This window comes from Pseudomonas laurylsulfatiphila, from assembly GCF_002934665.1.
GTDB classification, from domain to species: Bacteria; Pseudomonadota; Gammaproteobacteria; order Pseudomonadales; family Pseudomonadaceae; genus Aquipseudomonas; species Aquipseudomonas laurylsulfatiphila.
In genome coordinates this window covers 526,959-539,413 of the sequence record NZ_NIRS01000001.1, presented here as the reverse complement: position 1 = coordinate 539,413, position 12,455 = coordinate 526,959, and the positions used below count along the sequence as shown (strand labels likewise).

General features: G+C 62.0%; 13 protein-coding genes. 4 read left to right on the top strand and 9 right to left on the bottom strand.

All coding sequences use genetic code 11. The annotated features are described in order from the left end of the window. Position 1 precedes the first annotated feature (1 nt). The 3 genes from glcE to CD175_RS02470 form a co-directional block, all read right to left on the bottom strand. A complete protein-coding gene (gene glcE, locus CD175_RS02480) occupies positions 2-1,066 on the bottom strand; it encodes a glycolate oxidase subunit GlcE (protein ID WP_104447525.1) in 1,065 nt (354 codons plus the stop codon). Then, positions 1,066-2,565, bottom strand: a complete 1,500-nt coding sequence (gene glcD, locus CD175_RS02475) for a glycolate oxidase subunit GlcD (RefSeq protein WP_104447524.1) — start codon at positions 2,563-2,565, stop codon at positions 1,066-1,068. Before glcD ends, glcE begins: the two co-directional genes overlap by 1 nt. Positions 2,566-2,779: 214 nt before the next feature. Further along, the gene (locus CD175_RS02470) at positions 2,780-4,543 is read right to left on the bottom strand and encodes an L-lactate permease (RefSeq protein WP_104447523.1); all 1,764 of its coding nucleotides are present in this window, start codon (positions 4,541-4,543) and stop codon (positions 2,780-2,782) included. 180 nt (positions 4,544-4,723) lie between these two features. On the opposite strand from CD175_RS02470, the gene CD175_RS02465 reads away from it, so the two are divergent. Further along, on the top strand, positions 4,724-4,960 hold the full coding sequence (locus tag CD175_RS02465; RefSeq protein WP_007975246.1) for a hypothetical protein: 237 nt from the start codon (positions 4,724-4,726) through the stop codon (positions 4,958-4,960). A 38-nt stretch (positions 4,961-4,998) separates the two neighbouring features. Here CD175_RS02465 and CD175_RS02460 read toward each other — a convergent pair whose 3' ends face one another. Continuing rightward, a complete protein-coding gene (locus CD175_RS02460; RefSeq protein ID WP_104447522.1) occupies positions 4,999-5,259 on the bottom strand; it encodes a hypothetical protein in 261 nt (86 codons plus the stop codon). Positions 5,260-5,647: 388 nt separating this feature from the next. Here CD175_RS02460 and CD175_RS02455 point away from each other — a divergent pair, with 388 nt between their 5' ends. Next, on the top strand, positions 5,648-6,712 hold the full coding sequence (locus tag CD175_RS02455; protein WP_104447521.1) for a hypothetical protein: 1,065 nt from the start codon (positions 5,648-5,650) through the stop codon (positions 6,710-6,712). Positions 6,713-6,729: 17 nt separating this feature from the next. After that, positions 6,730-7,083: a DUF1428 domain-containing protein gene (locus CD175_RS02450; protein ID WP_104447520.1), complete on the top strand. Its 354-nt coding sequence runs from the start codon at positions 6,730-6,732 to the stop codon at positions 7,081-7,083. 14 nt (positions 7,084-7,097) lie between these two features. Here CD175_RS02450 and CD175_RS02445 read toward each other — a convergent pair whose 3' ends face one another. Then, entirely contained in the window at positions 7,098-7,292 is a 195-nt protein-coding gene (locus tag CD175_RS02445) for a hypothetical protein (protein WP_007975251.1), read from the bottom strand. Between the two features lie 126 nt (positions 7,293-7,418). On the opposite strand from CD175_RS02445, the gene thpR reads away from it, so the two are divergent. Beyond that, positions 7,419-7,961 (top strand): RNA 2',3'-cyclic phosphodiesterase, encoded by a 543-nt coding sequence (gene thpR, locus CD175_RS02440; RefSeq protein ID WP_104447519.1) that lies wholly within the window; start codon positions 7,419-7,421, stop codon positions 7,959-7,961. Positions 7,962-8,220: 259 nt separating this feature from the next. Here thpR and CD175_RS02435 read toward each other — a convergent pair whose 3' ends face one another. The 4 genes from CD175_RS02435 to potA form a co-directional block, all read right to left on the bottom strand. Further along, positions 8,221-9,318, bottom strand: coding sequence for a polyamine ABC transporter substrate-binding protein (locus CD175_RS02435; protein ID WP_104447518.1), 1,098 nt, complete (start codon positions 9,316-9,318; stop codon positions 8,221-8,223). Positions 9,319-9,516: 198 nt separating this feature from the next. Then, complete coding sequence (locus CD175_RS02430; RefSeq protein ID WP_104447517.1) at positions 9,517-10,401, bottom strand: ABC transporter permease subunit; 885 nt, start codon at positions 10,399-10,401, stop codon at positions 9,517-9,519. Beyond that, the gene (locus tag CD175_RS02425; RefSeq protein ID WP_104447516.1) at positions 10,398-11,312 is read right to left on the bottom strand and encodes an ABC transporter permease subunit; all 915 of its coding nucleotides are present in this window, start codon (positions 11,310-11,312) and stop codon (positions 10,398-10,400) included. The genes CD175_RS02430 and CD175_RS02425 overlap by 4 nt, the downstream gene beginning before the upstream one ends. Beyond that, the gene (gene potA / locus CD175_RS02420; RefSeq protein ID WP_007982155.1) at positions 11,309-12,451 is read right to left on the bottom strand and encodes a polyamine ABC transporter ATP-binding protein; all 1,143 of its coding nucleotides are present in this window, start codon (positions 12,449-12,451) and stop codon (positions 11,309-11,311) included. The genes CD175_RS02425 and potA overlap by 4 nt, the downstream gene beginning before the upstream one ends. Between the last annotated feature and the right edge of the window lie 4 nt (positions 12,452-12,455).

The window sequence follows — 12,455 nt, the reverse complement described above, 5'->3', positions numbered from 1 at the left end:
TTCAAAGCTCCGCGTACAGGCGTCCGGGGTTGAAGATGCCCCGTGGATCGAGTTGTTGTTTGAGGTTGCGGTGATAGCGCATCAGGGCCGGGGGCAGCGGCTGGAACGGGGTGTCGGTGAGGCCGTGGCTGAAGCAGGTGACATGGCCGCCGACCTCGTCGACGACCTGGCGGATGAACGCCGCTTCGGCATCGGATTTCAACCAGCGCTGGGCGCCGCCCCAGTCGATCAACTGGCGCCCCGGCAGCGACAGGCGCGGCGTGTTGTGCGGCAGTGACAGGCGCCAAAGCGGCTGGTCCTCGTCGAAGAAACTCAAGCGCTGTTCGTTGAGATCCTCCCAGTACGAAGCGTCCAGCCGTTCGCCACCGAGGCGCTCATGGGCCGCCGCCACCGAGCCTTCACCGCCCTCGAGCCGCAGGTGCAGGTGTGTGCCGTCGTGACAGGCCGCGCTGATCGGCAACGGTTGCTGGCCCCATTCCGCCAGGCGCAGCAGGGCGCGTTCAGGGTCCATTTCCAGGCTGATACTCAGGACTTTTCGGGGTTTTGGCAGCACTTTGAGCGAGACTTCGGTGATCAGCCCGAGGCAGCCGTAACTGCCGGTCATCAGGCGTGACAGGTCGTAGCCGGCGACGTTTTTCATCACCTCGCCACCGAAGCGCAACAGCTTGCCTTGACCGGTGATGACCCGCGTGCCGAGGACGAAATCGCGCACCGAGCCGGACCACGGGCGCCGTGGGCCGGACAGTCCGCAGGCGATCATGCCGCCGACCGTGGCGCCGTCACCAAAGGACGGCGGCTCGCAGGGCAGCATTTGTTGCGCGGCATCCAGCGCCTGCGCCAGCTCTGACAGCGGCGTGCCGCAACGGGCGGTGACCACCAGTTCGGTCGGGTCGTAACTGACGATGCCCCGGTGCGCGCGGGTATCGAGAATTTCCCCGGCTGTGGTGCGGCCAAGAAAACCTTTGCTGTTGGAACCCTGGATGCGCAACGGCGTAGCGTTTTCCAGCGCCTGATTGACCTGTTCAAGGAGCATTTGGCTGTCATCGAAATCGGCAGGGCCGTGCATCAGAAACGCTCCAGATCGGGGAAGGCCAATTGACCGCCATGTATGTGCATGGCGCCGAATTCGGCGCAGCGGTGCAGGGTCGGAATGTTCTTGCCGGGGTTGAGCAGGCCGCTCGGGTCGAAGGCGGCTTTGATCGCATGGAACAGGGTCAGCTCATCGTTGTTGAATTGCGCGCACATCTGGTTGATCTTCTCGCGACCCACGCCGTGCTCACCGGTGATGCTGCCGCCGACCTTCACGCACAGCTCCAGAATCTTGCCGCCCAGGTTTTCCGCACGCTCCAGTTCACCGGGTTGATTGGCATCGAACAGAATCAACGGATGCATGTTGCCGTCGCCGGCGTGGAATACGTTGGCCACCCTCAGGCCGTATTCGTTCGAGAGCTCGGCGATGGCGTGCAGCACGCCGGGCAGTTCGCGACGGGGGATGGTGCCGTCCATGCAGTAATAATCCGGCGAGAGACGGCCCACCGCCGGAAAGGCGTTCTTGCGCCCGGCCCAGAAACGTACGCGCTCGGCTTCGTCCTTCGCCTGGCGCACCTCGGTCGCACCGGCCTGTTGCAGGACCTGGCGCACCCGGTCGCAGTCATCCGAGACATCGGCTTCAACACCATCGAGCTCGCACAGCAGAATGGCCTGGGCCTCCACCGGATAACCGGCGTGGATGAAGTCTTCGGCGGCGCGGATGGCCAGGTTGTCCATCATTTCCAGGCCACCGGGGATGATGCCGGCGGCAATGATGTCGCCGACGGCGCGCCCGGCTTTTTCCACGGAGTCGAACGCCGCCAGCAATACCTTGGCGGTCTGCGGTTTGGGCAGCAGCTTGACCGTGACCTCGGTGATCACCCCGAGCAGGCCTTCGGAGCCGGTGAACAGTGCCAGCAGATCGAAACCGGGGGCGTCGAGGGCGTTGGAGCCCAGGCTCAAGTGCTCGCCGTCGACCGTGAGGATGTCGACCTTGAGCACGTTGTGCACGGTCAGGCCGTACTTCAGGCAATGCACGCCACCGGCATTTTCCGCGACGTTGCCGCCGATGGAGCAGGCAATTTGCGAGGACGGATCCGGCGCGTAATACAGCCCGAACGGTGCCGCCGCCTGGGAAATCGCCAGATTGCGCACACCCGGCTGAACCCGCGCGGTACGGGCGGCGGGGTCGATGCCCAGGATGTTGTTGAAGCGCGCCATCACCAGCAGCACGCCTTTCTCAAGGGGCAGCGCACCACCGGACAAACCGGTGCCGGCGCCACGGGCGACGACCGGGACGTGCAGCTCATGACAAACGCGCAGCACCCCTTGCACTTCATCGATATGCCGGGGCAGCACCACCAGCATCGGCGTGGTTCGATAAGCCGACAGTCCGTCGCATTCGTAGGGCTTGAGTTCCTCCTGCTGATGCAGGATTTCCAGGCCCGGCAAGCGGCTCTGCAGGGCCTGCAACAGTGCCTGTTTGTCGACGTCGGGCAAGGCGCCGTCAACGCGTTCATCGTAGAGAATGTTCATGGGATCACGATTCTCGCTGGAGACCTGCGACCTTCATCATTGGCCTGATACGGCCGGCTGTCCATGGGATGTTTGTCCGCACGACGGACCCTTCATTCAATAAAAACCACCGTCCCCTGTGGGAGCGAGCTTGCTCGCGATAGCGGTGGCACAGTCGACATCTCTGTCGGACGTGACACCGCTATCGCGAGCAAGCTCGCTCCCACAGTTCGATTTAATGCCCTCCCACCACCATATGGCTGAACGGCGCGACGTAGGCCTGCAACGTCACCAGCCCGCCGACCAGTATCGCCAGCACAATCGAGTGGAAGAACACGTAGCGCAGGATTTCCCCTTCATGGCCGTACCAGCGGGTGGCGGTGGAGGCGACCACGATCGACTGGGCGTCGACCATCTTGCCCATGACCCCGCCGGAACTGTTGGCGGCGGCCATCAACACCGGGCTGATGCCCAGTTGCTCGGACGTCACCCGTTGCAGGCCGCCGAACAGCACGTTGGACGCGGTGTCCGAGCCGGTCAGCGCCACGCCGAGCCAGCCGAGCAGGGTGCCGAACATCGGGTAGAAAATGCCCGTTGCGGCGAAGGCCAGGCCCATGGTCGCATCCAGGCCGGAGTAGCGTGTGAGGAAGCCCAGGGCGAGCATCGCGGCAATGGTGATCAGCGAGTAACGCACCACCCACAGGGTGCGCAGGTAGTGGCGAATCAATTGCGGGATCGAGTAACCCATCAACAAGCCGCCGACAATCGCCGCCAGCAGAATGCCGCTGCCGGTGGCGGTGAACCAGGTGAACTTGTACACCGCCTCTTCGGTTTTCGGCGCCGGCACCACGGGTGGGACTTTTTCGACTTGCAGGTGCAGGGTGGTGAAGGTCACGACCGGCGCGAACACCGGGTTCGCCTCGCGCATCGGCTTGCCCTGCGGATCGAGCTTGGCGGCACTGGTTTGCGGGTCGATGGCCGGGCGGGTGTCGAAGGTGTTCTTGAAGCCTTGCGTACCCCAGATGAACACGAAGATCGTGAGGATGATCCACGGCATCCACGCCCGCATCACCGCCGGTTTCGCCTCGTTGGCGAAGGTGGCGGTCGGTACGGGCTTTTCGTCGTGCTCGGCGTCGATCTTCGAGTTGTCGACCCGGCCGGACAGGGCGGCGGAGGTGTGCACCGTGGCCGGTTTCCAGACCCTGAGGAAACCGGTCAGGCAGGCCATGGAAATCAACGCGGCGATCACATCCACCAGCATGGGCCCGTGATAGTTCGACACGAGGAACTGCGGCACGGCAAAACTGACCCCGGCCACCAGGATCGCCGGCCAGATCTCCAGCATCTTGCGCCAGCCGGCGAAGGCCCAGATCAGCCAGAACGGCACCAGCACCGAGAAGAAGGGCAACTGCCGGCCGACCATCATCGACAGCTCCATCTCATCCAGCCCGGTGACCTTGGCCAGGGTGATGATCGGCGTGCCGAGGGCGCCGAATGCCACCGGCGCGGTGTTGGCGATCAGCGCCAGTCCCGAGGCGGCAAGCGGTGAAAAGCCGAGCCCGATGAGAATCGCCCCGGTCACTGCCACCGGCGTACCGAAACCGGCCGCGCCTTCGAAAAACGCACCGAAGCAGAAGGCGATCAGGAGCAATTGCAGGCGCCGGTCATCGGTGATGCGTGCCAGGGAGTCTTGTAGCACCTTGAACGAACCGTTCTCGGTGGTCAGGCGGTGCAGGAAGATGATGTTCAACACGATCCAGCCAATCGGCAGCAATCCGTTGGCTGCACCGAACAGCGCCGCGGAACCGGCCATGTTCGCCGGCATGCCGAAGGCGAAGATCGCGATCAGCAAGGCCGAGGCCAGGGCGAGCAGCGCCGCCAGGTGCGCCTTGACATGGAAAAACGCGAGGGACGCCAGCATCACCACCACCGGCACAGCCGCCATGAGTGTTGAAAGCACCGGGTTACCGAACGGATCGTAGACTTGCTGCCAGACCATGTTCCACCTCTGCTTTTTATTGTTGGACGTGCAGATCCCCTGGGGGGAGGTGGCCTTGAGTATAGGTGGCATTGCGCCGCTGTCAGGCCAGGCCCTCCGGTCCAGCGGGGCGGCGCAGTTCCGGGGCCTGAGCTAGCATGGCCAGTAGGGTTTGAATCCAGTCAGGGGAGGAATGCAGTCATGACCGAGCGCCATATAGAGCACAAGGAGACGCTATCGAACGGATGCAAAATCAAAGTCACCGCCGAGATATTGAAAGACGGTTCGTTGGGCATGTTTATCGGTGTCTACAAGCCGGACGGCTCGGTCATCGACGAAAACCACGACCCACGGCCGCACATGCTGGACATGGAGGCGGCGATGGATTGGGGAATCGATATTGCGAGGGGGACTGGCAATAGCCAGCGAACGTTGTGAGCGGTTCGCGTCCGTGTCCGGGTGACCGGTGGTCGCCGTCAGAATCCGAAGGCGCGGGCCGAGGCTTTTGCCAGCTCGACATCCAGCAGATGCTCGGCCAACACGTCATTCAAAAAGCGGAATTGGTCATTGAGCCCGACCACTTCGTTACTGAAGTGATGATCGGCTGAAGGGATCAGCAACGCTTCGAACTTCTCGTCGAACAGCAGAGTCAACTCTTTACGTGACTCGAATTTCTGCGCGTAGAAATTCTTGCCGAACAGCGGAAAACGCACGGCGAGGGAGACGGTGTGCATCATGATGTTTGCTCCTCGCTCAGGACGTACCAGGCAAACACACTCAATGTGAACGCCGTCAGGGCCAGGCAGGTCAGCAGATGGATCAGCATGAGGTTTCCCTCCGATTCGGGATTTCGTGTTGGCTTGGGATCGATCCTACGCTGACGGCGTTCAAGCGGAAGGCAATCGCGGCGATGGTGAATATCGACGCCAGTGATGGTGGTTTTTGTGCTGTTGATATGGGCCCCTTCGCGAGCAGGCTCGCTCCCACAGGTTCGTGGCCAACCGCTTTTCTGTGGGAGCGAGCCTGCTCGCGAAGGCGGCCTCAAGGGCGCCGCGACCTATACTTGAATCATGGTTTTCGAGTGCTGGACATCCCGCCCGGTGCACACTTCAGGAAGCCGCCATCTTGAACCTGCGTTCGCTGATCATTGCCGTGCTGGTGGTGTTGGCAGGGTGCGCCACGCCGCCGCGTGCGCCAGTGGAAGTGGCGCCGGTCATCGTTCCCGCCAGCACCTGGCAGCAGGTGGACCGGGAGATCGTCGCCGCGTCGCAGTCGGCCACCGAACAGACCCGAATCTACGCCCGTGGCGCCATGGAATACTGGCGTACGCGGGTCTATGAACTGACCGAAGAGAATTTCATTCCGTGGTTCAGCAGCTACTGGACCCAGGAATGGCTGTCGATGAAGGTCAGCTGGTACACCATCAGCGCCAAGGGTGAGCAGGATGCCTCGGCCAAGCGCCTGGCGGCGTACCTGCTCGAAGCCTATCAGGAGAAGGTCCTGGCCCCGGTGGCGGCGGAAATCGATCCCGATGCGATTCTTGGCCTGGCAGCGGCCTTCTACGTCGACATCCTCAAGGAAGAGCTGCAGAAAATCTCTACCCGCCACGGAGTGCCGATGGCCCAGCTCAACGGGCGCATCCAGAAAATCCCGGCCATTGCCCTCGGGCCACCGCCGGCGCGGGACGCCTCGTTGTACCAGGTCGTGCACACCGAATCGTTGACCACATTGCCGGCCTACGCCGCGTTGCTCGACAAAATCCACAAGGCCGGCGGTGACAAGGGCGTGGGTTCGACCGACACCGCGATGGCACCGGTGGCCAAGCGCGCCAGCCAGCGCATGGAAGCCGAGATGGCCCCGCGCGGGGCCGCCAGTGCCGTGGCCGCCGCTGCCGGGAAACTCGCCGGCGGATTGATCACCGTCGGTGTGGCGGCCATTCGCGCGATCATTCAGGCCAATGACAGGCCGGACAGCGAGGCGCTGATCCGCAGCAGTCTGGGCAACACCTTCGACAAGGCCTGGATCAAGCTGGTGCAGAACCCGACCACCGGCGTCATGGCCGGCACGCTTTACATGGCGGGGCAGATCGAAGGGAATCTGGGCGGCGGTGCAAAACCGCCGGTCGGTTTGAGTGCCGGCACTGTCGATTGGACGCCGGCGCAATCGACTAACCAGCAGAACACCCCATGACCCAAGGAGAAACACTCATGTCTTATGTCGATGGTTTTATCGCTGCCGTACCCACCGCCCACCGTGGGCAATACCTCAAACACGCCCAGATCGCCGCTTCGGTCTTCAAGGAAAACGGTGCCTTGAGCGTGGTCGAATGCTGGGGCGAGGACGTACCGGAAGGCAAGGTCACCTCGTTCCCGATGTCGGTGAAACTCAAGGAGGGCGAAACCGTTGCCTTCGGCTGGATCATCTGGCCGGACAAGGCCACCCGCAATGCCGGGATGGACAAGATGATGAAGGACCCGCGCATGAAGCCGGACGTCAATCCGATGCCCTTCGATGGCCAACGCATGGTGTACGGCGGGTTTGAAGTACTCCTCACGGCTTGATGCCGGACGCGTGATCACTCCGGCGTCGGGGTGATCCTGCAACTCTTGCGCTGGCGGATCTCGTCATCCGTCGGCCGCTCGTGGATGAACTCGAAGCGCGGCTCACCTTCGCTGTAATGCACCAGCCAGCCCCACTCCAGCTGGAGTTCATCCTGTCCTGGCGCGGGCGGTCTGGCCCACCATGGTTCTTTGCTGATGATCTGTCGCATGGTCCCCACCCCCTCCGGTTTTGGGATGCCAAAACTATAACGCGCCTGGTGGACGTTGCCAGAAATCCGCTGGCCGGCAGGCGGGTGTTGAGTACACTCAGACAGTCTTCCCACAAGGAGTGCGGCATGAACGACGAAACCCGCGAACCGATCAAGCGTCTGTTCTTTGCGCTGGACTGCGCCCCGGCCCAGCGCCGGGAGATCGCCCAGTGGCGCAGCGCGCTGCAGCTGCGCAACGGACGACCGGTGCCGGCGGACAACTTTCACCTGACGCTGAAGTTTTTGGGCGCGGTGGGTGTGGCGCAGATCGCCGAGCTCTGCACCGCTGCGGCGTCCATCCGCACGCCGGGCGAGCGCTTGACGGTGGTGCTTGACCGGCTGGACGTATGGCGCAGGGCAGGGGCGTTGGTGCTCGCGCCACAGCAGGCGCCCCCGGCATTGCTGCGCCTGGTCTATGCCCTGGAACAGGCGATGTTGCCGTTCGGGCTGGAGGAGGCCCCAAGGGAATATCGCCCGCACCTGACCCTGGCGCGGGACTATCGGGCGCCGGTGCCGGAGTCCCCGACCGCGCCGCAATTCTTCCTGCGTGCCGAGCGCTTCACCCTGTTCGAATCCCACAAGGGCCGTTATCGGGCGCTGGCCGAATGGCCGTTGCTTGATCCCCCATAAAAAAAGGCGCCCGAGGGCGCCAAATTCACCTGAACCGAGGGAGCCAGGTGAGGCCGTTCTACTTGCAGGAGAGGCAGCGGTGGTAAGGCGCTGCGTGAACGGAAATTGGTAGAGCTGAAATGTGTGCTGGATGTTCTGGCCTCATCGCGAGCAAGCTCGCTCCCACAGGTACGGCATGTACCTTGAAGTTCGCGCTATCCCTGTGGGAGCGAGCTTGCTCGCGATGGCTATGTCAGGCTCAGCAGATCAATTGAGTGAATTACTGGCCGAGCTTCACCTTGGTCCAGCCTCGGGTCATGATCCGCTGGATGGCGATCGGCTGGTCCGGTACGGCATAGAGCGTGGCCATCACCGCTTCCGACGGGTAGGAACCCGGATCGTTGCGGATCGCTTCATCGACCAGTGGCGTGGCCGCCGCGTTGGCGTTGCTGTAGCCGATGTTGTTGGTGATGTCGGCGATCACGTCGGGGCGCATCAGGAAGTTCATGAACCGGTAAGCGTTCTCGACGTTGGCGGCGTCGCGCGGGATCGCGAGCATGTCGTAGAAACTGGCAGCGCCTTCTTTCGGGATGCTGTAGTCGATCTTCACCTTGTCCCCGGCTTCCTGGGCGCGAGCCTTTGCCTGCAGCACGTCGCCGGAGTAACCGACGGCCACGCAGATGTTGCCGTTGGCCAGGTCCGAGATGTATTTCGACGAATGGAAGTACGCCACGTTCGGGCGAATCTTCATGAACAGCGCCTCGGCTTCGGCGATGTGCTGTTTGTCCTGATCGTTCACCGGGTAGCCCAAGTAGTGCAGGGCGGTCGGGATCATTTCGGTCGGCGAGTCGAGGAAGCTGATGCCGCAGGCCTTGAGCTTCTCGGCGTTTTCCGGTTTGAACAGCAGGTCCCAGGAGTTGGTCGGGGCGTTGGCGCCGAGCACTTCCTTGACCTTGGCCGGGTTGAAACCGATGCCGATCGAGCCCCACATGTACGGGATGGCGTGAGCGTTTTCGGGATCGCTCGCAGAGGCGTTTTTCAGTAGCACCGGATTGAGGTTGTTCCAGTTCGGCAGCTTCGACTTGTCCAGCGTCTGGTAGACGCCGGCCTTGATCTGCTTGGCCAGGAAACTGTTGGACGGCACGACGATGTCGTAGCCGGATTTGCCCGCCAGCAGGCGAGCTTCGAGGGTTTCGTTGCTGTCGAACACATCGTAGGTCACCTGGATGCCGGTCTCGTCTTCGAACTTCTTGACGGTGTCCGGGCCAATGTAATCCGACCAGTTGTAGACGCGCAGAACCTTGTCATTGGCCTGGGCGCCAGTGGCGATCGCGCCCAATAAGGACAGTGTCAGCAGAGTCCTGCCAAACATTTTCATCGGTACAACTCCATTTCTTTTTTATTCAAAAACACACGACAAACATTTGTGGTTAGAACGCTTGCGCGTTCCTTTGTAGGAGCGAGCTTGCTCCGGGCGGCGATCCGACGAAAAACTCAAGGACGCCGCGTTAATTCAGGTAGCCCGCGTCATCGTTAACGTCCATCGCGAGCAAGCTCGCTCCTACAGGGGGCGGCGTCAGGCTGTGGCTGCTGCCATCTGCTTTTTCGGTTGTTGCCAGGATTCGCTGGCGGTCTGGTCCATGGCTTCCTGGATCGCGCGTTTGCGGGTGGCTTCGGCACGGCGGCTGAAGTACCAGACCATGAAGGTCACGATCGACACGGCCAACAGGATCAGGCTGGCCACGGCGTTGATCTCGGGCTTAACCCCCAGACGTACCGCCGAGAACACTTCCATCGGCAGGGTCGTGGAACCCGGGCCGGAGACGAAGCTCGCCAACACCAGGTCATCCAGCGACAGGGCGAACGACATCATGCCGCCGGCCGCCAGTGACGGCGCGATCATCGGGATGGTGATCAGGAAAAACACCTTGAACGGTTTCGCACCCAGGTCCATGGCCGCTTCTTCGATGGACAGGTCCAGCTCGCGAAGGCGGGCGGAGACTACCACCGCCACGTAGGCGGCACAAAACGTGGTGTGGGCGATCCAGATGGTGACGATGCCGCGTTCCTGCGGCCAGCCGATCAACTGCGCCATGGCCACGAACAGCAGCAACAGCGACAGACCGGTGATCACTTCAGGCATCACCAGCGGCGCGGTGACCAGGCCACCGAACAGGGTGCGACCCTTGAAGCGGGTAACGCGGGTCAGCACGAACGCTGCCAGGGTACCCAGCGCCACCGCCGCGATGGCGGTGTAGCAGGCGATCTCCAGCGAGCGCACCACCGAGCCCATCAGTTGCGAGTTGTCGAGCAAACCGGCGTACCACTTGAACGACCAGCCACCCCAGACCGTCACCAGCTTCGAGGCGTTGAACGAGTAGATCACCAGGATCAGCATCGGCAGGTAGATAAACGACAGGCCGAAAATCAGCATGAACTTTGAAAATCCGAAGCGTTTCATCCCCGTGCCTCCATCTCTTTGGCCTGACTGCGGTTGAACAGCAGAATCGGCACAATCAGGATCAACAGCATCACCACCGCCAGGGCAGACGCCACCGGCCAGTCGCGGTTGTTGAAGAACTCTTGCCACAACACACGGCCGATCATCAGGGTTTCCGGACCGCCGAGCAGTTCCGGAATCACGAACTCACCGACCACCGGAATGAACACCAGCATGCAGCCGGCGATGATGCCGTTCTTGGCCAGCGGCACGGTGATTTTCCAGAAGCTGTTGAAGGTGCTCGAACCCAGGTCCGACGCGGCTTCCAGCAGGCTCTGGTCGTGCTTGACCAGGTTGGCGTACAGCGGCAGCACCATGAACGGCAGGTACGCATACACCACGCCGATGTAAACAGCCGTATTGGTGTTGAGGATCTCGATCGGGTGCGACGTCAGCCCGGTCCACATCAGGAACGCGTTGAGCAGGCCGTTGTTGCTGAGGATGCCCATCCACGCATACACGCGGATCAGGATCGCGGTCCAGGTCGGCATCATGATCAGCAGCATCAGCACGTTCTGCGCTTCCTTGCTGGCCTTGGTGATGGCGTAGGCCATCGGGAAACCGATCACCAGGCACATCAGGGTGCTGAACAGTGCGACCTTCAACGAACCGAGATAAGCCGAGAGGTACAGCTCGTCCTGGCCCAGCAAGGTGTAGTTGCCGATGTTGAGCAACAGCTGGAATTTCTGCTCGGCGAAGGTGTAGATCTCCGAATAGGGCGGAATGGCCAGGGCCGCTTCCGAGAAGCTGATCTTCATCACCAGGAAGAACGGCAACATGAAGAACAGGAACAGCCAGATGAACGGAATCCCGATGACGAACTTGCGCCCGCTGGGGACCAGTCTCAGAAATTGCTGATTGAAGGTTTTCATGCGCGCAGTACCACGCCGCTGTCGTCTTCCCACCACACGTAGACCTGATCGTCCCAGGTCGGACGTGCACCACGGCGTTCGGCGTTGGCCATGAACGACTGGACGATCTTGCCGCCAGGCAGCTCGACGTAGAACACCGAGTGGCCGCCGAGGTAGGCGATGTCATGCACCTTGCCGCTGGACCAGTTGTAGCGGTTGTCCGGCTTGACGGTGCTGACCAGCAGTTTTTCCGGGCGGATCGCGTAGGTGATCGACTTGTCCTGCACCGAGGTGCTAACGCCGTGACCGACGTAGATCTTCTGTTCCAGGTCCGGGCTGTGGATGATCGCGTGACCTTCCAGGTCTTCAACCACGGTGCCGTCGAAGGCGTTCACGTTGCCGATGAATTCGCAGACCATGCGGCTGACCGGGGCTTCATAGATGTCGACCGGGCTGCCGATCTGGGCGATCCAGCCCAGGTGCATGATCGCGATGCGCTGGGCCATGGTCATGGCCTCTTCCTGGTCGTGGGTCACCATCACGCAGGTCACGCCCACGCGCTCGATGATTTCCACCAGCTCCAGCTGCATTTGCGAACGCAGCTTTTTATCCAGGGCGCCCATCGGTTCGTCGAGCAGCAGCAGCTTCGGACGCTTGGCCAGGGAACGGGCCAGGGCCACGCGCTGACGCTGGCCGCCGGACAGTTGGTGCGGTTTGCGCTTGGCGTACTGGGTCATGTGCACCAGGCGCAGCATCTCCTGCACCCGGGCTTCGATCTCGGCCGCTGGCAAACGGTCCTGCTTGAGGCCGAAGGCGATGTTCTGCGCCACCGTCATGTGCGGGAACAGCGCGTAGGACTGGAACATCATGTTGATCGGTCGTTCGTACGGCGGCATGTCGGTGATATCGACACCGTCGAGCAGAATCCGGCCTTCGGTCGGGCGCTCGAAACCGGCGAGCATGCGCAGCAGGGTCGATTTGCCGGAGCCGGAACCGCCGAGCAGGGCGAAGATTTCACCCTGGTGGATTTCCAGGGACACATCGTCCACCGCGGTGGTTTCGTCGAATTTCTTGGTGACGCGATCGACTTTCACCAAGACCTTTTTCGGTGCCTGGTGACCTTCAATAGCCTTCCTGTAAATGCTGGAGGCGTTTGCCATGTGA